The sequence below is a fragment of the Streptomyces sp. NPDC048436 genome (assembly GCF_043200355.1).
In the GTDB taxonomy this organism is placed as follows: domain Bacteria; phylum Actinomycetota; class Actinomycetes; order Streptomycetales; family Streptomycetaceae; genus Streptomyces.
Window position 1 is genome coordinate 445363 of record NZ_JBICXP010000004.1, and the last position, 25650, is coordinate 471012.

Consider the following 25650-nt stretch of genomic DNA (forward strand, 5'->3'; position numbering starts at 1 on the left):
GTCGGCTATCGGTTGATGGACTGGATCTCCTGCACGATCACGTCCTGGTCCGCCCCGAACTCCCCGTCGGGCAACCGCTTCTGTCCGTTCATCCCGGTACCGGTCCAGTGGATCTTCCACGTGACGGTCGCCTTGAGCGGGTACGAGCCGTCGCCGGACGAGCGGAGGTACTTCACGCCGCAGGGCGGGTCTTGGTCGGCCTTGCCCTTGGCATACGGTTCGCCGATCTTGCCGTTCTCGATCGGGCATACCCCGGAGGCGGGGTACGTCTCGGCGTCCTTCGTGCCTGGGTCGATCTTGAGGGAGTCGGGTACGGCCGTCGCCGTCGCCTGGATATCGAGGACCGGGACCGAGGCCGTCACTGACACCGGCTTGAACTCCGCCTTGTCCAGCCAGGCCCAGGTGGGCAGGTTGACCTTTGTGGTCTCCGCCGGGGCGAGGGTCACTTCGGTGTCCGGTACGCGGATCTCCGCGTATGCCAGCTGCGCGAGGACCTCGGGAGTGACCGCCTCCGGTGTGTCGGCCGGCGGGGGGTCGCCCTTGTCGACCCAGAAGTACGGCTTGTCGCAGTCGAATGCTCCCGGCGCGCTTTCCCTCCCCTTCGGGATGAAGCCGTCCCACCAGTAGCCTTTGCCGGTCTTCTCCTTGTTGAAGTCCTTGTAAGGCTGCCCGTCGACATAGCGGTTCCGCTGCAACAGGTCCCACTGGGGGCCGGTGGACTCGGCGGACCAGATCGGTTCCAGCTTCTTCTGGAGCTGAGCCGGGGTGTGCGCGGGCGCGTAATAGCAGGGTGGGGGCGTCCAGCTGGTGGCAGGAGTCACGGGGCCCGCGGTACCGCCCTTGCCGTTCTTCGAGCGGTCATAGACGATGCCGCCCGCGGTCGCCGACAGAGTCTGCTCGTCGCTGCCCGCGTCCACCTGCGTCTCGGAGTCCTTGCCGTTGCCACCGGGCGTCATGTCGGCCCAGGCCGACGGGCTACTGATGGCGACCGCGACACTTACCAATAGGGCCGTGACGGCCGTGGCCCTGCCTACGGTTGGCATTGAGCCGCCCCCCTTGTGGAGATGATCTGGGATGTCTGCCACGTACCGCCGCTGTTCTTGACCAGCTGCGTGTTGTAAAGGACGTAGCTGTTCTTGGTCACCGGGGTCTTGTTGATCTCGTCGTTCGCCTTCTTCTTGCTGTAGCCCTTGCTTTCGTCCGCGCAGAAGGCGAGCGTGGCGGTGGTCTTGTCCTTGAGCGTCACGCGGCGGTCGTAGTAACGGACCGCTCCGGTGAGGGTGAGGTCGGCGTCCTTGAACTTCTCGACCCAAGTCACCGCGGCTTCCAGGGCTTTGCCGGTGTTGTAGTAGCTGACGGCCTCGCCCTTCGGGTCGGTTCCCGTGATGGAGGCGTTGACGGCGCGCATGCGCTCCGCGCTGTCGGCGAGTACCGCCTTCTTCACGGCGTCCCCCGTGGTGGGCGACTCGAAGGTCATGGTCAGGTCAGCTGGAAGCTTGATCTCGGGACGGCCGGAATCCTCTGCCGGGCTCGCGCTCGGCGATGCCGACTTCTTCCCGCCTTCCTGGTCCGCCCCGGCGATCTTGTCGTTGTCCTTGGACTCGTCGTCACTGCTGCCGCATGAACTGAGCAGCAGAGCCGCGGACACGGCGAGCGCGGACGTCGCCAGGCGGAGAGGGCGGTTCACTGGTGGCTCCTGGTGAGGGTGAGAGTTAGCGCGAGCTAAGCACGCTAGCGGGAGCTGATCTCTGGCACCAGAGAGAAATCTGTCAAGTAATGGGGCGGCAGCGGCCACAGGGTCACTCCGAGCCGCTCCTCAGGGCGCCGGCTCTTTGCACGTTGCTCGACGCCATGCCCCCACCTGAAATCCGCGAAGCCACGTGGCAACTACCCCGCACGACGCGCAGCGCCGCCCGCGCCCGTGCGCTCTTGCGGGAGCTGCTCGTGGAGTGGAAGGTCGAGGGTGAAGTCGTCGACACCGCAGAGCTGTTGCTCCCCGAGCTCGTCGCCAACTCCGTTCAGCACGCCTTCGTGGGTCGTTGATGCGAACTCCGGGAGAGCTTGATGTCGGGAGGGGTGCGTGGGGTGATGGAGCGGCGCGGTATGGATCTTGAGGGTTATATGGAGCGGGCTCGGAACGGGCCCTGTTTTGTCTGTGCATTTCTTGCCGGGGATCCCGGCTATCCGCATCACACCGTGTACGAGGACGACGAGCACGTCGCGTTTCTCGATCGGTGGCCCACCCTTCCCGGGAAACTTCTCGTCGCGCCGAAGGCGCATGTCGAGCATGTCGTGAAGGATCTGGACGAGGGGGCGTATGTGCGGATCATGTTGGTCGTGCGGAAGGTCGCCCTTGCCGTCGAGCGGGTCTTCGAAGGTGAGCGGACCTACCTTTACTCCCTCGGCAGCCAGGAAGGGAACAGCCACCTCCACTGGCACATCGCCGTACTGCCGCCCGGAGTCCCGTACGAGGAGCAGCAGTTCCACGTGTTGATGACCGAGAACGGGGTGCTGGATGTGCCGCCGGGGGAGATGGTTGATCTCGCTGCTCGGATTCGGGCCGCCGTCCTTGCAGTCGAGTGACAGCTACTGCTTCGTCGGCTCGTATTTCTTGTCCACCTTGCCGAATTCGGTCCACGTGCCCCCGTCCCGGCGGTCCAACCACACCGGGCGTTCGCGTGCCGAGCGGCGCTTTTCGAAGGAGACCTCGTCCAGGACGCCGTTCACGGAGACGCTTTGGATCCCGCGGTCCAGGGTGTGCCGGAGGGAGGTCGCCGAGGCGGTCGGTGGGAGTGTGCCGAGTGCCTTGGCCAGGGCCAGGGCGCCGTCGTACAGCTCCTGGTTGCCGCGTGCGGGGAGGTTGTCGTCGGGTTCGGCCGAGTAGTTGCGGGTGCGTAGGACGCCTTCCGGGATGGACTTGTCCGTTGTTTTGGCTGCCGCTCGCTCCTTGGAGTCCTCGCAGATGCCCTCGGGGGCACTCTGTGTCAGCATCGGGCCCTCGAAGCCGTCTGCCTGGAGGGTCTTAGCCCAGGTGGCAGCCGATGTGCCTGTGGGGATCACTACCGCGTCCGCCCGTGCCTTGGTCACAAGCGCCGGGATCTGCGACGCCTTCACCTCGCGCGGTTCCGTGTCCAGCGCCTTCGTCGTGACGCCCGCCTTGCGCAGCGCCGTGCCGATGCCGTCCTCGCGGTTCACCCAGAGCTTGTCCTCGGCCACCAGTACTCGGCGGGCCTCTGTCTCGGACAGGAGGTACGCCGCCATCGCCTCACCCTGGCGCGCCTCATCCGCCGGGATCGCGAACGCGCCGCCCGCGTGGGCTACTTCGGAGCACGTGCTGATCTCCGGCAGGAACGCCTCGTCCGTGTCGTGCACCCAGGAGAAGTCGACGGTGTCGCCGACGACGGCCAGCATCCGGGGGTGCTTGGCGAGCATCTTGCGGGAGGTCGTGTCGGGGTCGGCGGCCACTGGGACCAGGCGGAAGCGGCTGCCGCTCTTCGCGCCCAGCGTCTCGGCGAAGGCGGATCGCACAGTGCGCAGTTGCTGCTTCGTGAACTGGTCGTACTCCGACTTCTCGTACGCGTCCGGGGTGCCGCCTGACCGCTCTGCGCCGACGTGGGTGTAGCTGTGGGCGACGCCGATCTCGTAGATGGACGAAGTGGCGTCCTTCGCTTCCGACGTGGACTCCGTGTCGGGTGCGGCCAGGGAACGTATGCCGAGTCCCGCCGGGATACCGACCGCCAGGACCAGGGCGGCGGGGATCAGCAGGCGCTTGCGGGAGCGGCGGCGGGGCTCGGGGGTGGAGGGGGCGACTTGGTCCTTGCGGACCTCCGGGGAGTCGGCGCGCGCGTCCTCGATGCCGCTTGGCGGCTCGGGGACGGCGTCCTGTACGTCCGGCGCCGATGCCTCGTAGGTGAAAGCGGCCGGCGAATCCGCCGCCGCCAGGATCCGCTCCAGCGTCGTCGCCGCGTCCGCCGGGCGGTCGGCGGGGTCCTTGGCCAGGAGGTCAAGTACGAGGCGTTCCACCGGCGCCGTCACCTCGGCCCGCGCCCGCGAAGGCCGCAGCGGGGCGTCGTTGACGTGGTTGTACATCATGCCGACGGCGGAACCGGTGAACGGCGGTCTGCCGACGAGGAGTTCGTAGAGTACGCAGCCGAGTGCGTAGAGGTCCGTACGTCCGTCGCCCGACTCCTGGCGGAACCGTTCCGGCGCCAGATACGGCACGCTGCCGAACGGCAGCTGCCCCGTCTGCGTGAGCCGCGAGTCGCCCGCCGCCCGCTCCATGAACGTGGCGATGCCGAAGTCGACGACCTTCGCGGCACCGTCCTGCGCGATCATCACGTTGCCGGGCTTGATGTCGCGGTGTACGACACCCGCCGAGTGCGCCGCGTCCAGGGCGCGGCAGATGTCCGCCGCCCAGCGCAGCGCGTCCGCCACGGGGACGCGGACGCTCTCGCGCAGCACCTGGTCGAGCGAGCGCCCCTGCACCAGGGCCATCACCAGATACGGGGTGCTGTCGTCCGTGCCGTGATCGTGGACGGCGACGATGTGCGGGCTGTCCAGCGAGGCCGCGGCGCGCGCCTCCTGCCGGAACCGGGCCAGGAGCTGCTCCAGCTCGTCCTCCGCCGCCGCGGACGCCGACGACGGCACGAAGAGCTTGACCGCGACCTCACGATCGAGGCTCCGGTCGCGGGCCCGCCAGACCTGCCCCATGCCCCCCGCGCCGATCGGCGCGAGCAACTCGTACCGCCCGTTCAGCAACCGACCCCGCATGTGCCCTCCTCAGACCCGGTGATCCTAGCCAGCGGGCCGGGCACCCAGGAGGCAGGTCACCCCTTGACCGCGCCGCCCAGCGCGAAGCCCCCGCCGAGGCGGCGCGAGATGAGGACGTACAGCAGGATCACCGGCGTCGAGTAGATGATCGAGAACGCCGCCAACTGCCCGTAGATCACTGTGCCCTTGTTGCCGAAGAAGTCGTTGATGCTGACCGAAGCCGGCATCTGCTCCGGGGTGAGCAGCAGCATGAACGGGACGAAGAAGTTGCCCCACATCATGACGAAGGAGAAGACCGTCACCACCGCCACCCCCGGGCCCATCAGGGGGAGCACGATGCGCAGCAGGGACTGGAACGGCGAGGCGCCGTCCGTCCATGCCGCCTCCTCCAGTTCCTTCGGTACTCCGTCCATGAAGTTCTTCATCAGCCAGATGGCGAAGGGGAGTTGGGACGCGGCGAAGAAGAAGATCGTGCCCTGCATCGTGTCGATCAGGTTGACCTGGACGAACAGTGCGTACACCGGGACCATGATGGCCGTGATCGGGAGGCTCGTCGCGAAGAGGATCGTCAGCATGAAGGGGCGGTTCAGGCGCGACTTGAAGCGGGAGAGCGGGTAGGCGGCGAGGGCCGCGCAGACCACCGTCAGGAGCGTGCCGCCGCCGCACAGCAGCAGGCTGTTGAGGAGCGGGGTGAAGGTGATCTCGGGGGTCAGTACCGCGTCGTAGTTGTCCAGGGTGATCCCGTCGGGGACCTTCACCTTGAGGTCGGCCTTGGTGTCGAGCGAGGACAGGACCACCCACGCCAGCGGCAGGACGAACGTCGCCGCCACCACGAGCAGGCCCACGTCCGCCGCGAGGCGTCGCGTCGTACGGCGTGAAGTCATCGTCATGGTGGGCGACTTGACGGGTGATTTGACGGTGTTGGCGGACACTCAGACCTCCGTGCGGAGCAGGCGCATGTAGACGAGGGAGAAGAGTGAGCCGACGACCAGGAGCAGAAGCGCCACCGCCGTGCCGTAGCCGATCATGCTCTTCTGGAAGGCCTGTTCGTACATGAACAGGGGGAGGGTCTGGCTGCGGTTGCCGGGGCCGCCCCGCGTCATCACCCAGATCAGGCCGAAGACGGAGAGGGTCTGCAGGGTGTTCAGCATCAGGTTCGTGCCGATGGAGCGGCGGATCATCGGCAGCGTGATGTGCCACATGCGGCGCCAGCCGCCCGCGCCGTCCACCTCGGCCGCCTCGGTGATCTCCTTGGGGATCTCGTTCAGGGCCGCCGAGTAGACCAGCATCGAAAAGGCCGTGCCCCGCCACACGTTGGCGAACGACACCGCCAGGATCGGCAGCGTGTACATCCAGTTCTGGGAGGGGAGGTTGAGGAAGTCCAGGACCGCGTTGAGCGTGCCCTCGCGGCGGAAGAACGCGTACAGGAGGAAGGCCGCCACCACCTCCGGAAGGACCCATGCCGTGATCACGATCGCGCCGGTGATCGTGCGGACCGGCTTGGATGCCCGCTGCATCAGGGACGCGAGCGCGAGGCCGATGGTGTTCTGGCCGATCAGGGACGACAGGACCGTGAAGACGAGCGTCAGCCAGACCGCGTTGAGGAACGCCTCGTCACCGAACGCCTGACGGAAGTTGTCGAAGCCGACGAAGCTCGACTCGGCCTGGCCGGTGAGCTGGAGGTCGGTGAAGGCGATGTAGGCGCAGTAGCCGATGGGCCCCGCGAGGAAGAGGAGCAGGAGGACGACCGCGGGGGAGACGGGCAGGGCGCGGGTGAGGGCGCGGCCCGTCCGCTTGCGGCGGGACGGAGGACCGGGGGGCGGGGAGCCGGGGCCCGGTGCGGTCTTGGCGATGTCGCCGGGCCCGGCGGGGGATGCGGTGGTCACCTCTTGGCACTCACTCTCTGGGCGCGCACTCGCTGGGCACCCATTTCCCTTGCGTACGGACGTACGGAGTACTGCTGGCAAGTGGCTGCCGGGGGCGCGGAGATACGTGACCCGCGCCCCCGGCATACCGGCCGAGCTCGCCCCCGCTACTTCTCGATGACCTTGCCGTCCGCCGCCGCCTTGACCTCTTCGTCGTACCCGCTCGCCGCCTCGTCCACCGACCCGTCGCCCGTCGTGACCTTCTCCATGGCCTCCTGCACCGCCGTGGAGACCTTCGGGTACGCCGGGAACGCGGGGCGATAGTGCGTCGTGGGCACCAGGTCCGTGAAGAACTTCAGGCCGGGCTGGGCCTTGAGGTACTCCGGGTCGGCCGCGACGTCCTTGCGGACCGCGATGCCCGAGTTCGCCACGTACCACTTCTGCGCGTTGGCCTTGGTCTGCATCTGCTCGATGAACTTGAACGCCAGGTCCGGGTTGGAGGCCTTGGTCGGGATCGCCCAGGTCCAGCCGCCGGACATGCTCACCTTGCCGGGCGCCTCGCCGTTCTGGGTCGGCATGTGGGCAAGGCCCAGCTTCTTCGACCACTGCGGCCACTCGTGGCCCGCGCCCTTGCCCCAGTCCTGCGGCAGCCAGGAGCCGTCGAGGTTGATGCCGAGCTTGTCGTCGGGGAGCAGTTCACCGCGGACCCGGGTCGCGTAGTTCGGGTCGAGGGCGTCGGATACGTCGGGGCCGAGCTTCTCCTTGTAGACGGTCTCGACGAACTTCAGGGAGTCCTTGAAACCCTGGCTTCCCGTGACCCACTTCTTCGACTTCGGGTCGTACATGGGGTTCTCGCCCGTGCCGTACAGGAGCATCTCCATGCCCTGCATGGTCGCCGCCTCGCCCGCGGGCTTGCCCGTGTAGACGTTCAGGGGGGTGACGCCGGGGACCTTCTTCTTGATGGTCCGCGCCGTCTCCAAGATGTCGTCCCACGACTTCGGCTGCCAGTTCGCGGGCAGCCCGGCCTTCTTGAAGATGCCCTTGCTGAACCAGAGGCCGCGGGTGTCGGTGCCGTCCGGAACGCCGTACGTCTTGCCGTCCGCCGCCTTCGCCGCCGCCTTGGACGTGCCGATGAACTGATCCCAGTCCTTCCACTTGTCCAGGTAGGGATCGAGCGGCTTCAAGTACCCGCTGGTGATGTCCGAGTTGATGAGGAAGGTGTCCTCGTAGACCAGGTCGGGCGCGGTCTTCGGGGAGCGCATCATCTGCTGGAGCTTGGTGTAGTACTCGGAGTCCGGTGCCTTGATCGGCACCAGCTTGACCTTCTTGCCGGGGTTCGCCTTCTCGAACTGCTTCTTGATGTCCGCCAGATAGGTGTCCATGACCTTGATCTGGTTGTCCGTGGACTGTTTGAAGGACACCCGCACGGTGTCCGGGTCGTCGCCGGAGTCCCCGCCGCACGCGGTGAGGGTGCCGGCGGCGACCAGGGCGGTGGCGAGGAGCAGAGGGGTGGTGGGACGCACGGGCACGACCTCCTACTGGCCGACGCGGCCGGTTGGCACGCAGGGCGCAACGCGGGGCTGCCCGGTGAACGTAAGGGCGGGTTCGGAGCAAGGTCAATGCCCGTGCGTCGCCGCTTGTCATCAACGTGACAACGTTGTTATTGGCGGCGGTGCGGGGGCGGTAACCGGCGTGCGTAGGCACGCACTTGATGCCTTACGCGGTGGACGTCAGCCAGCGGTACACATACTCCGGCCGCCCGACGTGCCCGTACTGCGGGTTGCGGGAGGCGCGCCCCGTGGTGACCAGGTGCTCCAGGTAGCGGCGTGCCGTGATGCGGGAGATGCCCACGGCCTCGGCGGCCGCGGCGGCGGTGACACCCTCGGAAGGCGCGTCGCGCAGGGTGCGGGTCACGCGTTCCAGGGTGGGGCCGCTGAGCCCTTTGGGCAGGGCGGCGGGGCTCGGCGCACGCAGGGTGGCAAGCGCGCGGTCCACCTCGTCCTGGCCGGTGGCCTCGCCCGCGGCGGTGCGGAATTCGGCGTACCGGGTGAGGCGGTCGCGGAGGGTGGCGAAGGTGAACGGCTTCAGTACGTACTGGACGACGCCGAGGGAGACGCCTTCGCGTACGACGGTGAGATCGCGGGCGGAGGTGACGGCGATGACATCCGCGCGGTGGCCCGCGGCCCGCAGGGTGCGGGCGAGCTGGAGGCCGTGGCCGTCGGGGAGGTGGAGGTCCAGGAGGAGGAGGTCGACCTGGGTCCGGTCGAGGGCGAAGCGGGCCTCCGCGGCGGAGTGCGCCTTGCCGACGGCCTGGAAGCCGGGGATGCGGTTCACGTAGAGGACGTGCGCGTCCGCGGCCACGGGGTCGTCTTCGACGACGAGGACCCGGATGGGTTCGGTCACTGGGTGCCTCCGTCTCGCACGTCAGGCACGGGGGTGCCTCCGTCTCGCACGTCAGGCACGGGGGCGGCTCCGTCTGCCGGGTCCGACGCCGGGGTGCCTGTCGGGTCCGAGGCCGGGTCCGACGCCGGGGCCGACGCCGGTCCGTCTGTCGGGTGGTCCTGCGCCGGGGTGTCGCCGCCTGCTGTGTCCGGCTCCTGGGACGCACGGGCTCGCGCGTCCGGTACCGCGACGCCTTCGCCCGCGTTCGGCACCTTAGAGGTAGGGGTTCGTGCGTAGGACGGCCGGGTGCTTTCGCGTGCCGCGTCCGTCACCTCGGAGTCGGTCCGCGCATCCGGGGGCGGGGTGCCGCCGCTTGCCGTGTCCGGCACCGGCGGGGTGCCCGATGTCGCCTCCGGCGACCCACCCGGCACATCAGGGGCGCCGGAGGTGTCGGCACCCGCCAACCGCACCTCGAACTCCGCACCCCCCTCCGGCGCGTCCCGCACGGTCAGCGTCCCCTCGTGCTTCGTCACCGTCTGGTGGACCAGGGCAAGGCCCAGGCCCCGCCCCGCCGTCGCCTTCGTCGACCAGCCCCGCTCGAAGACCGCCTCCATGTGGGCCGGGTCCACGCCGGGCCCCGTGTCCGACACCCGCAGCGTAAGCCCGTCCTCGTCCGCCCGTGCGGTCACCGTCACGCGGGCCGCGGGGGAGCCCTGGGCCGCGTCCACCGCGTTGTCGATCAGGTTGCCGAGGACCGTCACCAGGTCGCGCGCGGGCAGGTCCGCGGGCAGCATGCCGTCGTCGATGCTGCTGTCGGCGGAGACGACCAGCTCGACGCCGTGCTCGTTGGCCTGGGCCGCCTTGCCCAGGAGTAGGGCCGCGAGGACCGGCTCGCTCACCGCGGCGACCACCTGGTCCGTCAGCGTCTGCGCCAGCTCAAGCTCGGCCGTGGCGAAGTCGACCGCCTCGTCGGCACGGCCCAGCTCGATGAGGGACACCACCGTGTGGAGGCGGTTCGCCGCCTCGTGGGCCTGCGAGCGCAGCGCCTGCGTGAAGCCGCGCTCCGAGTCCAGCTCGCCGGTCAAGGCCTGGAGCTCGGTGTGGTCGCGCAACGTCACCACTGTGCCGCGGCGCTCACCGCTCGATACGGGGGAGGTGTTCACCACGACCACGCGGTCCGCCGTCAGGTGCAGTTCGTCCACCCGCGGCTCTGCCGCGAGCAGCGCGCCCGTCAGCGGCGCGGGCAGGCCCAGCTCGGCGACGTTCCGCCCGACCAGATCGCCCGATACGCCGAGCAGCTCGCGCCCCCCGTCGTTGATCAGGGCGATCCTGCGCTGCCCGTCCAGCATCAGCAGCCCCTCGCGCACCGCGTGCAGCGCCGCCTCGTGATAGTCGTGCATGCGGCTCAGCTCGGCGGCGTTCATGCCGTGGGTGTGGCGGCGCAGGCGGGCGTTGATGACGTACGTACCGAGCCCGCCGAGCGCGAGCGCGCCCGCCGCGACACCGAGCAGGGCGAGCAGCTGGCCGCGTGCCTTCTGGCTGATCTCCTCGATGGTGATGCCCGCGCTGACCAGGCCGGTGATGCGCCCGCTGCCGTCGGCGGCCCTGATCGGGGTGACCACGCGCACGGACGGGCCGAGCGTCCCCGTGTACGTCTCGGTGAACGTCCTGCCCCGCAGCGCGGCCGCGGTGTGGCCGAGGAAGCGCTCGCCGATCTGCTCCTTGGCGGGGTGCGTCCAGCGGATGCCGTTCCTGTCCATGATCGTGACGAAGTCGACCCCCGTGTGCCGGCGCACGTCGTTCGCGTACGGCTGGAGGGTCCGCGTCGGATCGTCGCCGAGCACGGCCTCGCGTACCGAAGGGGCGTCCGCGACCGCGCGTGCCGCTGCCGTCGCCTGGCGGCGCGCGCCCTCCTCGGCCTGCTGCCGGTCGCTCAGGAACGTGAACAGTGCACATCCGGCCACCACGACGGTGACCAGCACGATCTGCATCGCGAAGAGCTGCCCGGCGAGGCTGCGGGGGCGAGGCGGGCGGGCGAGGGACATACAGCAAGTCTGCCTCGCCGTATAAGTGCGAACTAAATGAACGTAAGGGTGACCGCCCTCACAGGGCGAGAGATAGTCACCGGGATTCGCCTGCCCAGGACGTGAGCCGCACGCACTGGCCGAAAACGCCGACGTAGTCGTTCAAGGAGGGCCCCCGTGGCCGACACCGCCGACAGCAAGGTGGCTCCGGTACCCGCAGCCAAGCGGGACCGCACCCACTATCTGTACATAGCCGTCATCATCGCCGTCGTCGTCGGTATCGGTGTCGGCCTGCTCTTCCCCGACTTCGCCAAGGAGCTCAAGCCGGTCGGAACCGGCTTCGTGAACCTGATCAAGATGATGATCTCGCCCATCATCTTCTGCACGATCGTTCTGGGCGTCGGCTCGGTCCGCAAGGCCGCCAAGGTCGGCAAGGTCGGCGGGCTCGCGCTCGGCTACTTCGTCGCGATGTCGGTGGTCGCCCTGGCCATCGGCCTGCTGGTCGGCAACATCCTGCACCCGGGCTCGGGCATGGACATCTCCGACTCCGAGAAGGGCGCGGGTCACGACGCGGCCGAAGAGGCGAACAAGGGTCTCGTCGACTTCGCGCTCGGCATCATCCCGAAGACCCTCGTCTCCGCCTTCACCCAGGGCGAGGTGTTGCAGACGCTGCTCGTCGCGCTGCTCGTGGGCTTCGCGCTGCAGGCCATGGGCCGCTCCGGGGAGCCGATCCTGCGCGGCATCGGGCACATCCAGCGGCTGGTCTTCCGCGTGCTCGGCATGATCATGTGGGCCGCTCCGGTCGGCGCGTTCGGCGCGATGGCGGCGGTGGTCGGCGAGACCGGCGTGGACGCCCTGAAGGCGCTGGCCACGATCATGATCGGGTTCTACGTCACCTGTGCGCTGTTCATCGTGATCGTGCTCGGTACGCTGCTGCGCCTGGTGACCGGGGTCAACCTCTTCAAGCTCATGAAGTACCTGGGCCGTGAGTTCCTGCTGATCCTCTCCACCTCCTCGTCCGAGTCCGCGCTTCCGCGGCTCATCGCGAAGATGGAGCACCTGGGCGTCAGCCGCCCGGTCGTCGGCATCACGGTCCCGACGGGCTACTCGTTCAACCTCGACGGCACGATGATCTACCTGACCATGTCGTCGCTCTTCATCGCCGAGGCGATGGACCAGCCGCTCGGCCTCGGTGAGCAGGTCTCGCTGCTGCTGTTCATGATGATCGCGTCCAAGGGCGCCGCGGGTGTCTCAGGGTCCGGCATCGCGGTCCTGGCCAGTGGTCTCCAGTCGCACAAGCCGGGTCTGGTGGACGGCGTCGGCCTGATCATCGGCGTCGACCGCTTCATGAGCGAGGCCCGCGCCCTGACCAACTTCGCGGGCAACGCGGTGGCCACCCTCCTGATCGGTACGTGGACCAAGGAGGTCGACCGGGAGCGGGTCGACCTGGTGCTCGCCGGGAAGCTGCCGTTCGACGAGAAGACGCTCCTTGACGACCACGCTCCTGAGCCCGAGAAGGCGGACCCGGACGCGGTGGACGCGATCCCGTCGCAGCCGGACAGCCCGGCCGACAGCGGGAAGAAGACTCTGACGGCTTAGCCGTCGGCGGTCGCCGCCCTTCTGTCGGCGACCTTCGTCACCAGTTCGGTGGCTTGTGAGGCGGGCAGGCCCGCCGCGGTCAGAAACGTGATCGCGGTGGACCTGCCCGCCTTTTCCGCGGGTACGACACCGTCGTTGACGGCCTCCATCACGCCGAACAGGACCCCTTCGAGCACGTAGCCCAGCGCCCGCGTCGGCAGCGGCGACACGAACGTGCCCTCGTCCAGGCCGCGTTGGAACATCTCAAGACCGGCCTCGTGGACGCAGCCGAGCCGTTCGCGGATGCCGCTCAGGGTCACGCTCCGCTGGGCGAGCGACAGCAGCAGGCGGTAGCGGTCGGCGACGTCCCATACGGCGAGCAGGGAGCTGGCCACCGCCTCCGCGGGGTCATCGATGCCCTCGCGGCCCGCCGCGTGCGCGGACTCCACCGCCTCTACGGCCCGCTCCACGATGGCCTCGACCAGGGCGTCGCGGCTGGGGAAATGCCCGTACACGGTCCGTCGCACCACACCCGCGGAGCGCGCGATCTGATCCATGGACGCGTCGGGATCGCGCAGCAGCTCCGTGACGGCGACGTCGAGGATGCGGCGGCGGTTGGCGTCGGCTCTGACGCTGCTCGCTGGGCGGGGGTTCATGGCCCCATTCTGCCCATTCGCCGATGCCTCCGCCCACCCCACTTGCACACTGCTGTGCAATATCGGGTATCTTGCACAACGGTGTGTAGTTGCACAGGTATGTGCAAGACATGCGTAAGACGTGTGCAAGACGGAATGGGTGAATCCAGATGCCTCTGCTGATCAAGGAACCGGTCGAACGGATGGAGCGGCCGTACGCCCGGCGCTGGTGGGCCCTCGGCGTGCTCTGCCTGAGCCTGCTGATCGCCGTGATGGCGAACACCGCCCTGACGGTGGCCGCGCCCGACATGACCATGGACCTCGGTCTCTCAAGCTCCGACCTGCAATGGGTCATCGACGCGTACACCGTCCCGTACGCCGCCCTGATGCTGCTGCTCGGCGCGATCGGCGACAAGTACAGCCGCCGGGGCGCGCTGGTACTCGGGCTGCTGATCATGTCCGTCGGCGCCGCCGCGGGCTCGCTGGTCGACAGTGCTGCGGCGGTCATCGTGGTCCGCGCCGTGATGGGCGTGGGCGCGGCGCTGATCATGCCCGCGACGCTGTCCCTCCTCGCCGCGACCTTCCCGCGCGCGGAACGGGCCAAGGCGATCACGATCTGGGCGGCCACCTCCGGCATCGCGATCGCGGCGGGCCCGCTGATCGCGGGGGCGCTCCTTCGCGACAACGGCTGGCACTCGACGTTCCTGATCAACATCCCGGTGGCGGTGCTCGCGATCGTCGGCGCGTTCGTCCTCGTACCGCCGTCGAAGGCGGCGCAGCACGGCCGGATCGACTACGTGGGCGGCCTGCTCTCGGTCGTCTGGGTGGGCTCCCTGATCTTCATGATCATCGACGGCCCGCACTTCGGGTGGGGCGTGCGGGCGATCAGCGCGGCGGTGGTGGCCGGGCTCGGCCTGATCGTCTTCGTCGTCTGGGAGCTGAAGCACCCGCGCCCGGTCCTCGACGTACGCAAGTTCACGCAGCGGGGCTTCGCGGGCTCGAACCTGGCCGTGGCGCTCTTCTTCCTGGCCGTGTTCGGGGCCTTCTACTACCTGACCCAGCACCTCCAGTTCGTCCTCGCGTACGACCCGCTGGAGACCGGCATCCGCATGCTGCCGCTGGCCGGCGCGGTGTTCGTGGGCTCGGCGGTCACCGGCATCCTCACGCCGCGCATCGGCGGCAAGATCATGGTGGTGGCCGGCATGGTCGGCGGCACGGTGGCGCTTGCGCTCCTGACGCAGATCGAGGCGGGCTCCACGTACGCGGACTTCGTGGCGCCGCTGGTCATCCTCGGCCTGTCGCTCGGCTTCGCCGTCTCGCCGTGCACGGACGTCATCATGGGCGCGTTCCCCGAGTCGGAACTCGGGGTCGGCGGCGCGGTGAACGACACCTCGCTGGAGCTGGGCGGCTCGCTGGGCATCGCGGTCCTCGGCTCGGTCCTCGCGGGCTCGTACTCGTCGAAGCTGGCGGACGCGACACAGGGCAGCAAGCTGCCCGCTTCCGCGCTGGATTCCGCGCAGGACTCCGTCGGCGCGGGCAACGTCGTGGCCCAGGGGATCGGCGATCAGGCACGTGCCCTCTCCGAGAAGGCAGCGGCGGCGTCCTCGCCCCAGGAGGCGGCGCAGCTCAAGGCGCAGGCGCAGGAACTCGCCGGGGGCGCGCACCAGATGGCGGACGCGGTGGGCTCGGCGTTCTCCGACGCGGTGGCCCACACCAGCCTGGTCGGTGCGCTGATCCTGGGCGTGGGGACGGTCGTGGTGGCGGTGCTGCTGCCGGGGCACCCGAAGCGGGCGGGGTCACCGGCGGCCGAGGAGCCGTCCGCCGAGGCCGAGGTCGAGGCCGGGGAAACGCCCCGTGCCGAGTACGCCGACGGGTCCCGCCGCTGACACGGAAGCTGGGGGAGTGCCCCGCTGGGCCCAGTCGCACAGGCCCTAGTGGGGCAGCCCCAGTTCGCCCGCGTGCAGCCCCGCCTGGAAGCGGGAGTCCGCTTCGAGCTTCGTCATCAGCTCGGCCACGCGCCGCCGGTAGGTGCGCAGCGAGACGCCGAGCCGTCCGGCCGCAGACGCGTCGGTGAGTCCCGAGCCGAGGGCCTTGAGGATCAGTTGTCCTTCGGTGTCGAGGTGGGGGACATCCCTGCGCAGATAGGTCTCGAAGTCGGCGGAGTTGTTCCAGAGCGCCCAGAACAGCGAGAGGACGCCGTCGACCAGTACCTGTGACGTCGTCACGGTGTACTCACGGCCGCCCGGGGTCTCCTGGCCCGCCAGGATCATCACCCGCCGGTCGATGAGGATGGTCTCGTGCGGCAGAGGTGAGCCGCTGATCCGTACGAGCGCTCCGTTGCGCCGCAGCTCCCGCAGGTGCGCGCGGGCCTCCTCGTCGGCGAGCGCCACCGGGCTGAGCAGCTTGTGCGGGGTGAAGCCCAGGGAGCGGGCGTCCGTGGCGCGCGCCCGGTTCTGGACCGACGCCCTGGCCTCCGGCTGGGACCAGGTCCTGAGGTCCCGGGCGGCGCACAGGAACTCGGTGGACGCGGAGCGGAAGAGGTGACCGGCGCGCGCGACCAGCTCCGCGTCTCCCTGGACTGAGAACACCTGTTCATTCCGCACGCCGCCAGTCTGGCAGCAAACTGCCAGGAGCTAGCCGGGCTCCGCGCCGCCGGACACGATGAAGCCCATGACTCCCATGAATTCCACGAATCCTGTGACGACCAAGACCTTCTCCCTCGGTGGAGATCTGACCGTCAACCGGCTCGGTTTCGGCGCGATGCGGCTGCCGGCGGGCACGTTCGACGGCCCGACGCGCGACCCGGAGACCGGCATCGCGGTGCTCCGGCGCGCCATGGACCTTGGCGTGAACCACATCGACACCGCCGGTTTCTACAACAGGGGCACGGTGCGGGCCAACGAGCTGATCCGTAGGGCGCTGACGCCTTACCGCGACGACTTGGTGATCGCGACGAAGGTCGGGCCGCTGCCCGGCCCGAACGGCGTGCCGAGCGGGCAGGCGACCCCTGACCAGCTGCGCGGCCTGGTCGAGACGGATCTGCGCGCCCTCGGCCTCGACCGGCTCGACCTGGTCTATCTGCGGGTGGGCGGGATGACTGGGCTGGGCGGCGAGTCGATCGCCGAACGGTTCGCGGTCCTGGCCGAGCTGCGGGCGCAGGGCCTGATCCGGCACCTGGGCGTCAGCAATGTCGACGCCGCCCAGTTCGCCGAGGCCCGCGCGATCGCGCCCGTCACGGCCGTGCAGAATCAGTACGCCGATGACATGGGGCTGCTCGCGGAGTGCGAGGAGGCGGGCATCGCTTACGTGCCGTACTTCCCGCTCGGCGGGGGCGGCAGCCCGCTGGACGCCGAACGGCTCGGCAGGGTCGCGGCGCGCGTGGGCGCGAGCACCATGCAGGTGCAGATCGCCGCGCTCCTCGCGGTGTCACCGTCGGTACTCGCGATTCCGGGCACCGGTTCTCTTGGCCACCTGGAGGAGAACGTCGCCTCGGGAGACCTCGTCCTCAGCGAGGAGGACCTGTCCGACCTGCGAGGCTGAGCCGCTCCCCGGGAAAGCCCATCCTTTAGCCTCAATACAGCGCGACCACGGGGGAAGCGTGGAAACGGGGAAAGGGGCCGGACCATGGGATCGAAGCCGAGGCGGGCTGCCATCGGTGACATGTGGATCAACTGCCAGGTCTGCAAGGGGGATCTGTTCCGCGACCGCGAGGTCAAGCTCAACAGCTCCGGCATGGAGCTCATGAACCTGGCGTGGGCGAACGAGTCCGCCACCGGGTTGATCTGCTACCGGTGCGGATACGTCCACCTCTTCGTGAACCGCGAACTCCGGTTCTACCGGCCGGAATAGTGCGCCCAGGGGGAGCTGCGGGGAAGGGAAGCGGCTGTCCGGCTTGCGGCCTTGCGGACGGCTCCCTTCCCCTGCCTGGCGGCACTCTGCTGCGCACGGCGTCCACTTCGTCGTGCAGCCCGCCCGTACGCGGGACATCGACCGCCACGGCGGCGCGTACGGCCCCGCCCTGCAGATGGCGATGTTCGCCGAGGGCGCGCCACCGGAGCCTGGTGCGGTGGAGGAGTTCTGTGGGCGGCTGCGGCATGCGCTGAGTGCGCCGGGTGAGGGTTCAGCCAACTAGGTGGACGCGTGCGCAAACTGTTGACTCTTGTTCAAACCTGCCAGTAACTTCTGCGTTGCGCCGCTGAAACAGCCACCGAAACACCTGTCACAGCACGGATGTTGGTCCTCCCGGTCCTGGCCCTTCCCTGCTCTCCCGGGGCCACCCCCATCGGATTCAAAGGAGACTCCAGATGGTGATCCGCGCCCTCACGCTTCGCCTGGCAGCCGCCCTCGCCGCAGCGGGAACCGCCGCCCTCGGCCTCGCCGCCCCGGCCCAGGCCTCCGGCACCGCCTCCGATCCGCTCGACTACGTCGCACTCGGGGACAGCTTCAGCGCCGGATCCGGGGTCCTGCCCCTGGACCCGACCGCGCCCCTCCTCTGCGCGCGCTCCACGGCCAACTACCCGCATGTCGTGGCCCAGCGCACCGGCGCCGATCTCACCGACGTGACCTGCGGCGGGGCCCAGACCAAGGACTTCGCCGGGTCGCAGTACCCCGGCGTCGCCCCGCAGCTCGACGCGGTCGACGCCGACACCGACGTCGTGACGCTGACCATCGGCGGCAACGACAACAACACCTTCATCAGCGCGATCCTCGCCTGCGGCAGCGCCGGTGTGTTCTCCGGCGGCAAGGGCAGCCCCTGCAAGGACGCCCACGGGGATTCCTTCACCCAGCAGATCGACAGCAACACCTACCCGGCGCTGAAGACCGCCCTGCGAGCGGTCAAGGCCAAGGCCCCGAAGGCCCGCGTCGGCATCCTCGGCTACCCCTGGATCGTCCCGGCCAAGGCCGACCCGGCGTGCTTCGCCAAGATGCCGATCGCCGAAGGCGACGTCCCCTACCTGCGGGACCTTCAGGCCCACCTGAACAAGACCGTGCAGCGCGCCGCCACGGAGACGGGCGCCACGTTCATCGACATGGCCGCCACCTCCGACGGGCACGACGCCTGCAAGCCGAGCGGCACCCGCTGGGTCGAGCCCGTACTGTTCGGCACCAACTTCGTCCCGGTACACCCGAACGCCCTCGGCGAGTCCAAGATGGCCGACCAGGCCATCGGCGTACTGAAGCTCGGCTGACGACAGCAAGGCGGGCAAACCCCCGCTGGCTCACCTCGCGCTGGATCCGCGAGGTCGAGCAGGTGCGGGACGTCGCGGAGCGGTGGGGGAGGCGGCGGGACGGCTGTGGGACGGGGTGGTGCTGATGGCGGGCGTACCGGCCTTCTTCGAGCTGAAGCGGGCGTATGGCGCGCTCGACTTCGACTGATCTCCAGGTACCGGCAGGCTCACGCTGGCCTTGACGCCCGCGTCAAGGATTACCGTCGTACGCATGCGCATCGGCGAACTTGCGGAGCGGGCCGGCACCACCACGCGGGCGCTTCGGTACTACGAGTCACGGGGGCTGTTGCCCGCCCGGCGGAGTGGCAACGGCTACCGCACCTACGACGAGGACGACGTACGGCTCCTTGAGCAGATCAGGACCTTGCAGGACTTCGGGTTCGACCTGGAGGAGACGCGGCCCTTCGTGGAGTGTCTGCGCTCGGGGCATCCGGCGGGCGACTCCTGTCCCGCGTCGCTCGACGTCTACCGCCGCAAGCTCGGTGAACTCGACGCACTGATCAGCGAGTTGAGCGCGGTGCGCGAACAGGTCGGTGCGCAGCTCGTGCGCGCCGAGGCGGCGGTTCCGGGCGGGCCGGAGCCGACCTGCGAGCTGACGGGTTGAGGGAGAGGGAGCAGAACATGGGGATGGTCAAGGCGGCAGGAGTGGCCGAGGTGACGGACGCGGACTTCGCGGGGGAGGTGCTCGGGGCGGAGCTGCCGGTGCTGGTGGAGTTCGGAGCGGAGTGGTGCGGTCCGTGCCGGCAGCTCGCGCCGGTGCTCAGTGAGATCTCGGCCGAGGAGGCGGACCGGCTGAAGATCGTGCAGCTGGACGTGGACCACAATCCGCATACGGCGATCGCGTACGGAATCCTCTCGGTGCCGTCCCTGCTGGTGTTCCGGGGCGGTGAGCCGGTGAAGTCGATGGTCGGCGCGCGGCCCAAGCGCAAGCTGCTGGCCGAGCTGGCAGAGGCCGACGTGCTCTGAGTGGACGTACGCAGAAGGCGTACGCAAAAAGAAATGCCCCGGACGAATTGACGTCCGGGGCATTTCTTCGCGTATATTGGATCCTTTCGCGACCACTCAGCCATTTGAGCATGACGGGATCGCGAGAATCTGTATAAGAGCACTGTAACTGGCGAGGGGCTGAATTGTCAACCGAGGAATTGCGGGAAGAGCAGCAATTCGTCTCCGGGCTGTACGCGCGCCTCGACGCGCTGCGCGAGGAGGCCGAAGCAGCCGTGCGGACGTCGTTGACGCAGGTCGGCAATGGTCTGCAGGCCAGGCTTGAGCGTGACGTCCTGGTGGCCGAGCAGTCCGGACTGCTGGCCGCCTTCAACGCGGGGGAGAACGGCCTGTGCTTCGGGCGGCTCGAATTCCGCGACGGACGTGATCACCACATCGGACGCATCGGAATCCGCGCCTCCGACACCGAACGCACGCCACTCGTGATCGATTGGCGCGCCGACGTGGCACGCCCCTTCTATCTCGCGACCGGCCATACGCCGATGGGGCTCCGCCGGCGCAGACACATCACCACGCAGGGCCGCGACGTGACGGCGCTGCACGACGAGATCCTCGATCTCGGCGACACCACCCGCACCGGGTACGAGGGCGCGGACGCCGACGAGGTGCTGCTCGCCGCGCTCGACTCGGCCCGCACCGGACGCATGCACGACATCGTGCGGACCATCCAGGCCGAGCAGGACCGCATCATCCGCGCCCCGCACCGCGGTGTCCTCGTCGTCGAGGGCGGCCCCGGCACCGGCAAGACGGTGGTGGCGCTGCACCGTGCCGCGTTCCTGCTCTACGCCCACCGCGAGCTGCTCGCCAAGCGCGCGGTCCTGATCGTCGGCCCGAACCCCGCCTTCCTCGGCTACATCAGCGAGGTCCTGCCCGCGCTCGGCGAGACGGGAGTCCTCCTGTCGACGGTCGGCGAGCTGTTCCCGGGTGTGACCGCCACCGGCACCGACACCCCCGAAGCCGCCGAGGTGAAGGGCCGCGCGGAGATGGCGGACGTGCTCGCCGCCGCCCTGCGCGGCCGGCAGCAGCTCCCCGAGCCCGGCGCGCCGATGATCATCGAGCATGACGACGGCGACCTCATCCTGGACTGGACGATCGCGGGCGAGGCTCGCGAGGCGGCGCGCGACGCGGACGTCCCGCACAACCTCGGCCGCCCGCACTTCGCCTTCCGCGTCATCGACATGCTCACCGAGCAGCTCGCCGAGCGGCTCGGCGCCGACCCGTACGGCGGGCCCAACTTCCTTGGCCCCGACGACATCGCCCAGCTCGGCAAGGCCATCGCCGCCAGCCCCGAAGTGCACGCGGCCATCGAGCAGTTGTGGCCGCAGCTCACCCCGCAGGACTTCCTCGCGGACTTCCTAGAGGACCCGGAGCCGCATCTGGCGGACGACGACGCCCGGCTGGTCCGGCGCCCGCGCGGCGCGGCCTGGACGACCGCCGACATCCCCCTGCTCGACGAGGCCGCCGAGCTGCTCGGCAGCGACGACAGCGCGGCGCGGGCGATGGCGGAGGCCGAGCGCGCCAAGCAGATCGCCTACGCACAGGGCGTCCTGGACGTCTCGTACGCATCGCGTACGTATGAGTTCGAGGACAAGGACGATGACGAGTCCGAGGTCCTGCTCGCGCACGACATCATCGACGCCGAGCGGATGGCCGAGCGGCAGGAGGAGGCCGATCACCGCAGCGCGGCCGAGCGGGCCGCGGAGGACCGCACCTGGGCGTTCGGGCACATCATCGTGGACGAGGCGCAGGAACTCTCCGCCATGGCCTGGCGGTTGCTGATGCGGCGCTGCCCGACCCGTTCGATGACGCTGGTCGGCGACCCCGCCCAGACGGCGGAGGCGGGCGGCTGCGGCTCCTGGGACTCGATCCTTTCGCCGTACGTCGAGGATCGCTGGGAGTACACCCGGCTCGGCGTCAACTACCGCACACCGGTGGAGATCATGGACGTGGCCGCCGAGGTGCCCCGCGTCGAGAACCCCGGCTTCCAGCCGCCGAGTTCGGTGCGGTCCACGGGCGTACGCCCCTGGGCGCACCGCACCGACGACCTCGCCGCGGCCGTGGGTGACGCGGTGGCGGCCGAGGCACGGGACGAGGGCCGCCTGGCGGTCATCGCCCCACGCGAGCTGCATGACGAGCTCGCCGGAAAGCTCCCCGGGGTGACGGCCGGGGAGGCCCCGGACCTGACGCGGCCGGTCGTCCTGATCGACCCGCGTCAGGCGAAGGGCCTGGAGTTCGACACCGTCCTGGTCGTGGAGCCCGCCCGCTACGGCACGAGCGACCTGTACGTGGCCCTGACCCGGGCCACGCAACGCCTCGGCGTCCTGCACGCAGAGGAACTGCCGGTGGCTCTCACACCGGTCGCAGCCACACCGTGGCCAGCGGCGGCAGAGTGAGCCGGATGGACGCGGGGCGGCCGTGCGACGCCACCGGCTCGGGCTTGACGGGGTCCGCGTTGGTGACGTCGCCGCCGCCGTAGGCCCCGGCGTCCGTGTTCAGGACCTCGTGCCAGGCGGTGAACTCGGCGGGCACCCCGAGGCGGTACTCGTGCCGCACCACCGGTGAGAAGTGCGAGACGGCGAGGAGCGGGCCGCCGTCCGTGTCCTCGTCGGCGTAGCGCAGGAAGGCGAAGACGTTGTCCTCGGCGGCGCCGCCCTCGACCCAGGCGAAGCCGCCGGGGTCGGTGTCGCGCTGCCACAGGGCGGGATCGCGCCGGTAGACCGTGTTCAGGTCGCGTACGAGGTCGCGTACGCCCCGGTGGTCCGCCTCCGCCCCGTACGCGGGGTCGAGGAGCCACCAGTCGGGGCCGTGTCCCTCGGCCCACTCGGCGCCCTGGGCGAACTCCTGGCCCATGAACAGGAGTTGCTTGCCGGGGTGGGCCCACATGAAGCCCAGGTAGGCGCGGAGGTTGGCGCGCTGCTGCCACCAGTCGCCCGGCATCTTGGACACCAACGACCGCTTGCCGTGCACGACTTCGTCGTGGGAGATCGGCAGGACGTAGTTCTCGCTGTACGCGTACACCATCGAGAACGTCATCTCGTTGTGGTGGAACTTGCGGTGCACCGGCTCCTTCGAGACGTAGTCGAGCGAGTCGTGCATCCACCCCATGTTCCACTTCAGGCCGAAGCCGAGCCCGCCGAAGCCACCCGGGCCCTGGTGGTGCGTCGCACGGGTCACGCCGTCCCAGGCCGTGGATTCCTCCGCGATCGTGACGACGCCGGGGGCACGGCGGTAGACGGTGGCGTTCATCTCCTGGAGGAAGGCGACGGCGTCGAGGTTCTCCCGGCCGCCGTGCACGTTCGGGGTCCACTCACCGCTCTCGCGCGAGTAGTCCAGGTACAGCATCGAGGCGACGGCGTCGACGCGCAGGCCGTCGATGTGGAACTCCTCGCACCAGTAAGTGGCGTTGGCGACAAGGAAGTTGCGGACCTCCTTGCGGCCGTAGTCGAACTCCAGGGTGCCCCAGTCGGGGTGCGCCGCCCGGTTCGGGTCCTCGTGCTCGTACAGGGTCCGCCCGTCGAACTCCGCGAGCGCCCAGTCGTCGCGCGGGAAGTGCGCGGGCACCCAGTCCATCAGGACGCCGATGCCCGCCCGGTGCAGGGCGTCGACGAGGTACTTGAAGTCGTCGGGCGTGCCGAGGCGGGCCGTCGGCGCGTAGAACCCGGTGACCTGATAGCCCCACGAGCCGCCGAAGGGATGCTCGGCGACCGGCATCAGCTCGACGTGCGTGAAGCCGAGGTCCGCCACATACGCGGGCAACTGCTCGGCGAGCTGGCGATACGTCAGCCCCGGGCGCCAAGAGCCCAGATGCACCTCGTACACGGAGAACGGCGCCTCGTGGACGGGCCGCTCGGCCCGCTTCGCCAGCCACTCCTCGTCGTGCCACTCATGATGCGACTCGTGCACGACCGACGAGTTCGCGGGCGGGACCTCCGTGCGGCGGGCCAGCGGGTCGGCGCGCATCGTCTTCGTGCCGTCGGGCCGGGTGATCTCGTACTTGTACAGCTCGCCCTCGCCGACCGAGGGCACGAACAGCTCCCAGATGCCGCTGCCGCCGAGCGAACGCAGCGGGAAGCCGGTGCCATCCCAGAAGTTGAAGCCCCCCACGACGCGCACGCCCAGGGCGTTGGGCGCCCACACCGTGAAGCGGGTGCCGGTGGCCCCCTCGTGCACCATGGGGCGCGCCCCGAGCGCGTGCCACAGCTGCTCATGCCGTCCCTCGCCGATCAGATGGAGGTCGAGTTCGCCGAGCGCGGGCAGGAAGCGGTACGCGTCGTGGATCTCAAGGTCGGCTTCCTCGTACGTGATGTTCAGCCGGTAGTCCTCGGGGACCTCCCGCAGCGCGAGCACCGCGGAGAAGAACCCGTCCCCGTCGTCGTGCAGCTCGGCCCGCAGATCCTTGGCGACGACGGTGACGGAGCGCGCGTAGGGCCGCAGCGCGCGGAAGGCGATGCCGCCGGGCACGGTGTGCGCGCCGAGCACGCCGTGCGGGTCGTGGTGCGTGCCGTTCAGGAGGCGTACGCGGTCGGCTTCGGGCACGGGCGATGTGGGGCGGGGGCTCTCGCCCTGCCGGGGCAGCGGAGCCGGCCCTGCCGGTGGGGCCGCCGGCTGGACCGGGGGCTGCGGCTGCCGCTGCTGCGGCGGCTCCGGTTTCCGCTTGCCCTTCTTGCTTGCCTCGGACGGTTTGCGCGGCTGCGGGCGGGGGGTCACAGGGGAGGCCTCCTCGGCGGTGGCGGGTCAGTGGGCTTCGGTGGCGGGGCCGTTCGTGGCGAGGCGTTTGACTGCAGAGAGGGGGACGGGGAGCCAGTCGGGGCGGTGGCGGGCCTCGTAGAGGACTTCGTAGACCGCCTTGTCCGTTTCGTAGGCGCGCAGGAGTACGGGGTCCATACGGGGATCGCGGCCGGCGACCTCCGCGTATCCCGTGCAGTACGCCGCCCGGCAGTCGCCCGCCCATCCCGTCGCCCACGGCTCCCGGGAGCGTGCCGCGTAGTCGAAGGAACGGAGCATGCCCGCCACGTCCCGCACCGGCGGCTGCGGCATCCTGCGCTCGGCCAGCGGGCGCGACGGCTCACCCTCGAAGTCGATGACCGACCACTCGCCGGCGGGGGAGCGCAGGCACTGCCCCAGGTGCAGGTCCCCGTGGACGCGCTGGGCCGTCCAGCCGGGGCCCTTCTGCCCGAGGTCGGCGAGCGCCTCGAAGGTGGTGTGCAGGGCGGGGGCGTACGGAAGGAGGGCGGGCACCGCGTCGGCCGCCGCCTCCAGGCGTTCCGCCATGCCCTGGGCGAGCACCTCCACCTGGGCGTGGCCCAGCGTGACGGTGGGCAGCGCGCGGGCGAGCGCCAGGTGCACCTCGGCCGTCGTACGGCCCAGCGACCGTGCCTCGCCGCTGAAGTCGCGGCCGTCGGCGAGCTCCCGCAGGGCGAGCTCCCAGCCGTCCGCCGTGCCCTTCAGATAGGGCTGGAGCACACCGAGTACGTTCACTTCGTCGCCGATGTCCGCCAGGAACCACGCGGCCGGTGCGGGGACCTGAGTACAGCCTTCGCGGGCCAGCTCCAGGGGCAGTTCCAGGTCCGGATTGACTCCGGGGACGATGCGGCGGAACAGCTTGAGTATGAACGTCTCGCCGTACACCAGCGAGGAGTTGGACTGCTCGGATGCGAGCAGGCGGGGTGCGAGATCGTCCCCTATGGTCTTGCCCGCGGCACGCTCGAAGCGCAGCTTGCCGACGCGCGCCCGTATGCGCAGCGCCTCAAGGAGGAAGCCGGACATCCGGGTGTCGTGCAGTGCTTCGTAGACCGTGAACCCGGCGAGGGGGCCTGCCGCCACGTGCCCGATGAGGGCGGGGGCGAGCCTGGGCGGCAGTTCGCGCCGTACGCCGATGAGGAGTTGGTAGCAGTCGGCCGGCGGTGGCGCCCCGCCGCCCGGGCCGGGGACCTGCGGCTGCCTGACCTGAACAAGGAGATGGAGCAGCCCTAACTCCGCTGTCGGCGGGAGGAGTTCGGTCGCCGATACCACGGTGAAGTCCGTGATGGGGCGGCCTTTGCCCGCGAACCAGCGCTGCCGGGGCAGCCACGAGCGCAGGAGCGGATCGAGCGAGGCGAGCAGCGCGTCCGCGGTGATTCCCGGGCGTGTGACAGCTTCCGACATGGCGTCGCGTCCTTTCCGC

Annotated in this window: 24 protein-coding genes; 12 read left to right on the plus strand and 12 right to left on the minus strand. The window is 69.7% G+C overall.

Translation table 11 applies throughout. The features are described 5' to 3' along the window. Positions 1 to 5: 5 nt before the first annotated feature. Both ACGFX9_RS16900 and ACGFX9_RS16905 read right to left on the minus strand, forming a co-directional pair. A complete protein-coding gene (locus ACGFX9_RS16900; protein WP_393471659.1) occupies positions 6 to 1043 on the minus strand; it encodes a hypothetical protein in 1038 nt (345 codons plus the stop codon). Beyond that, positions 1031 to 1687: a hypothetical protein gene (locus ACGFX9_RS16905; protein WP_393471661.1), complete on the minus strand. Its 657-nt coding sequence runs from the start codon at positions 1685 to 1687 to the stop codon at positions 1031 to 1033. Before ACGFX9_RS16905 ends, ACGFX9_RS16900 begins: the two co-directional genes overlap by 13 nt. Before the next feature lie 164 nt (positions 1688 to 1851). On the opposite strand from ACGFX9_RS16905, the gene ACGFX9_RS16910 reads away from it, so the two are divergent. Beyond that, positions 1852 to 2043 carry a hypothetical protein gene (locus ACGFX9_RS16910; protein ID WP_393471664.1) on the plus strand — a complete coding sequence of 64 codons (192 nt, stop codon included), beginning with the start codon at positions 1852 to 1854 and terminating at the stop codon, positions 2041 to 2043. A gap of 153 nt (positions 2044 to 2196) precedes the next feature. Continuing rightward, complete coding sequence (locus ACGFX9_RS16915; protein ID WP_393471667.1) at positions 2197 to 2583, plus strand: HIT family protein; 387 nt, start codon at positions 2197 to 2199, stop codon at positions 2581 to 2583. 3 nt (positions 2584 to 2586) lie between these two features. Here ACGFX9_RS16915 and ACGFX9_RS16920 read toward each other — a convergent pair whose 3' ends face one another. From ACGFX9_RS16920 to ACGFX9_RS16945, 6 genes are all read right to left on the minus strand, one after another. Continuing rightward, on the minus strand, positions 2587 to 4770 hold the full coding sequence (locus ACGFX9_RS16920) for a protein kinase (protein ID WP_393471671.1): 2184 nt from the start codon (positions 4768 to 4770) through the stop codon (positions 2587 to 2589). A gap of 56 nt (positions 4771 to 4826) precedes the next feature. Continuing rightward, on the minus strand, positions 4827 to 5660 hold the full coding sequence (locus ACGFX9_RS16925; protein WP_393472470.1) for a carbohydrate ABC transporter permease: 834 nt from the start codon (positions 5658 to 5660) through the stop codon (positions 4827 to 4829). A 42-nt stretch (positions 5661 to 5702) separates the two neighbouring features. After that, positions 5703 to 6656, minus strand: coding sequence for a carbohydrate ABC transporter permease (locus ACGFX9_RS16930; RefSeq protein WP_393471674.1), 954 nt, complete (start codon positions 6654 to 6656; stop codon positions 5703 to 5705). 146 nt (positions 6657 to 6802) lie between these two features. Next, positions 6803 to 8164: an extracellular solute-binding protein gene (locus tag ACGFX9_RS16935; protein WP_393471677.1), complete on the minus strand. Its 1362-nt coding sequence runs from the start codon at positions 8162 to 8164 to the stop codon at positions 6803 to 6805. Positions 8165 to 8351: 187 nt separating this feature from the next. Then, entirely contained in the window at positions 8352 to 9038 is a 687-nt protein-coding gene (locus tag ACGFX9_RS16940) for a response regulator (RefSeq protein WP_393471680.1), read from the minus strand. Continuing rightward, on the minus strand, positions 9035 to 11008 hold the full coding sequence (locus ACGFX9_RS16945) for an ATP-binding protein (protein WP_393472473.1): 1974 nt from the start codon (positions 11006 to 11008) through the stop codon (positions 9035 to 9037). The genes ACGFX9_RS16940 and ACGFX9_RS16945 overlap by 4 nt, the downstream gene beginning before the upstream one ends. Before the next feature lie 234 nt (positions 11009 to 11242). Between ACGFX9_RS16945 and ACGFX9_RS16950 the strand changes: the two genes are divergently transcribed. Further along, positions 11243 to 12640 (plus strand): cation:dicarboxylate symporter family transporter, encoded by a 1398-nt coding sequence (locus ACGFX9_RS16950; RefSeq protein ID WP_393472475.1) that lies wholly within the window; start codon positions 11243 to 11245, stop codon positions 12638 to 12640. Here the strand turns inward: ACGFX9_RS16950 and ACGFX9_RS16955 are convergent. Continuing rightward, complete coding sequence (locus tag ACGFX9_RS16955; RefSeq protein ID WP_393471683.1) at positions 12637 to 13275, minus strand: TetR/AcrR family transcriptional regulator; 639 nt, start codon at positions 13273 to 13275, stop codon at positions 12637 to 12639. The two genes, ACGFX9_RS16950 and ACGFX9_RS16955, sit on opposite strands and share 4 nt — an antisense overlap. 149 nt (positions 13276 to 13424) lie before the next feature. Here ACGFX9_RS16955 and ACGFX9_RS16960 point away from each other — a divergent pair, with 149 nt between their 5' ends. Then, positions 13425 to 15140 (plus strand): MFS transporter, encoded by a 1716-nt coding sequence (locus ACGFX9_RS16960; RefSeq protein ID WP_393471685.1) that lies wholly within the window; start codon positions 13425 to 13427, stop codon positions 15138 to 15140. A gap of 45 nt (positions 15141 to 15185) precedes the next feature. Here the strand turns inward: ACGFX9_RS16960 and ACGFX9_RS16965 are convergent, their stop codons facing one another. Then, the gene (locus ACGFX9_RS16965; RefSeq protein ID WP_393471688.1) at positions 15186 to 15857 is read right to left on the minus strand and encodes a DNA-binding response regulator; all 672 of its coding nucleotides are present in this window, start codon (positions 15855 to 15857) and stop codon (positions 15186 to 15188) included. Positions 15858 to 15933: 76 nt separating this feature from the next. On the opposite strand from ACGFX9_RS16965, the gene ACGFX9_RS16970 reads away from it, so the two are divergent. From ACGFX9_RS16970 to ACGFX9_RS17005, 8 genes are all read left to right on the plus strand, one after another. Continuing rightward, positions 15934 to 16794 carry an oxidoreductase gene (locus ACGFX9_RS16970; protein WP_393472478.1) on the plus strand — a complete coding sequence of 287 codons (861 nt, stop codon included), beginning with the start codon at positions 15934 to 15936 and terminating at the stop codon, positions 16792 to 16794. Positions 16795 to 16878: 84 nt separating this feature from the next. Next, the gene (locus tag ACGFX9_RS16975; protein ID WP_393471691.1) at positions 16879 to 17103 is read left to right on the plus strand and encodes a hypothetical protein; all 225 of its coding nucleotides are present in this window, start codon (positions 16879 to 16881) and stop codon (positions 17101 to 17103) included. A 112-nt stretch (positions 17104 to 17215) separates the two neighbouring features. Further along, on the plus strand, positions 17216 to 17386 hold the full coding sequence (locus ACGFX9_RS16980; protein WP_393471694.1) for a hypothetical protein: 171 nt from the start codon (positions 17216 to 17218) through the stop codon (positions 17384 to 17386). A gap of 172 nt (positions 17387 to 17558) precedes the next feature. Beyond that, positions 17559 to 18443: an SGNH/GDSL hydrolase family protein gene (locus ACGFX9_RS16985; RefSeq protein ID WP_393471697.1), complete on the plus strand. Its 885-nt coding sequence runs from the start codon at positions 17559 to 17561 to the stop codon at positions 18441 to 18443. 82 nt (positions 18444 to 18525) lie between these two features. After that, positions 18526 to 18630 (plus strand): hypothetical protein, encoded by a 105-nt coding sequence (locus tag ACGFX9_RS16990; RefSeq protein ID WP_393471699.1) that lies wholly within the window; start codon positions 18526 to 18528, stop codon positions 18628 to 18630. A gap of 63 nt (positions 18631 to 18693) precedes the next feature. Next, positions 18694 to 19086, plus strand: a complete 393-nt coding sequence (locus ACGFX9_RS16995; protein WP_393471702.1) for a MerR family transcriptional regulator — start codon at positions 18694 to 18696, stop codon at positions 19084 to 19086. Between the two features lie 23 nt (positions 19087 to 19109). Next, complete coding sequence (gene trxA, locus ACGFX9_RS17000; RefSeq protein WP_393472481.1) at positions 19110 to 19448, plus strand: thioredoxin; 339 nt, start codon at positions 19110 to 19112, stop codon at positions 19446 to 19448. 164 nt (positions 19449 to 19612) lie between these two features. Next, on the plus strand, positions 19613 to 21880 hold the full coding sequence (locus ACGFX9_RS17005) for a HelD family protein (RefSeq protein ID WP_393471705.1): 2268 nt from the start codon (positions 19613 to 19615) through the stop codon (positions 21878 to 21880). Here the strand turns inward: ACGFX9_RS17005 and glgB are convergent. After that, complete coding sequence (glgB, locus tag ACGFX9_RS17010; RefSeq protein ID WP_393472485.1) at positions 21837 to 24062, minus strand: 1,4-alpha-glucan branching enzyme; 2226 nt, start codon at positions 24060 to 24062, stop codon at positions 21837 to 21839. The two genes, ACGFX9_RS17005 and glgB, sit on opposite strands and share 44 nt — an antisense overlap. 159 nt (positions 24063 to 24221) lie before the next feature. Next, positions 24222 to 25631 (minus strand): maltokinase, encoded by a 1410-nt coding sequence (locus tag ACGFX9_RS17015; RefSeq protein ID WP_393471707.1) that lies wholly within the window; start codon positions 25629 to 25631, stop codon positions 24222 to 24224. Between the last annotated feature and the right edge of the window lie 19 nt (positions 25632 to 25650).

Bases quoted from the DNA above. Each gene is read 5' to 3' on its own strand.
- ACGFX9_RS16960 (WP_393471685.1), top strand. From the start codon at position 13,425: ATGCCTCTGCTGATCAAGGAACCGGTCGAACGGATGGAGCGGCCGTAC.
- ACGFX9_RS16945 (WP_393472473.1), bottom strand. From the start codon at position 11,008: ATGCAGATCGTGCTGGTCACCGTCGTGGTGGCCGGATGTGCACTGTTC.
- ACGFX9_RS16970 (WP_393472478.1), top strand. From the start codon at position 15,934: ATGAATTCCACGAATCCTGTGACGACCAAGACCTTCTCCCTCGGTGGA.
- ACGFX9_RS16955 (WP_393471683.1), bottom strand. From the start codon at position 13,275: ATGAACCCCCGCCCAGCGAGCAGCGTCAGAGCCGACGCCAACCGCCGC.
- ACGFX9_RS16910 (WP_393471664.1), top strand. From the start codon at position 1,852: ATGCCCCCACCTGAAATCCGCGAAGCCACGTGGCAACTACCCCGCACG.
- trxA (WP_393472481.1), top strand. From the start codon at position 19,110: ATGGTCAAGGCGGCAGGAGTGGCCGAGGTGACGGACGCGGACTTCGCG.
- ACGFX9_RS16985 (WP_393471697.1), top strand. From the start codon at position 17,559: ATGGTGATCCGCGCCCTCACGCTTCGCCTGGCAGCCGCCCTCGCCGCA.
- ACGFX9_RS17015 (WP_393471707.1), bottom strand. From the start codon at position 25,631: ATGTCGGAAGCTGTCACACGCCCGGGAATCACCGCGGACGCGCTGCTC.
- ACGFX9_RS16900 (WP_393471659.1), bottom strand. From the start codon at position 1,043: ATGCCAACCGTAGGCAGGGCCACGGCCGTCACGGCCCTATTGGTAAGT.
- ACGFX9_RS16925 (WP_393472470.1), bottom strand. From the start codon at position 5,660: ATGACGATGACTTCACGCCGTACGACGCGACGCCTCGCGGCGGACGTG.
- ACGFX9_RS16975 (WP_393471691.1), top strand. From the start codon at position 16,879: ATGGGATCGAAGCCGAGGCGGGCTGCCATCGGTGACATGTGGATCAAC.
- ACGFX9_RS16995 (WP_393471702.1), top strand. From the start codon at position 18,694: ATGCGCATCGGCGAACTTGCGGAGCGGGCCGGCACCACCACGCGGGCG.
- ACGFX9_RS16920 (WP_393471671.1), bottom strand. From the start codon at position 4,770: ATGCGGGGTCGGTTGCTGAACGGGCGGTACGAGTTGCTCGCGCCGATC.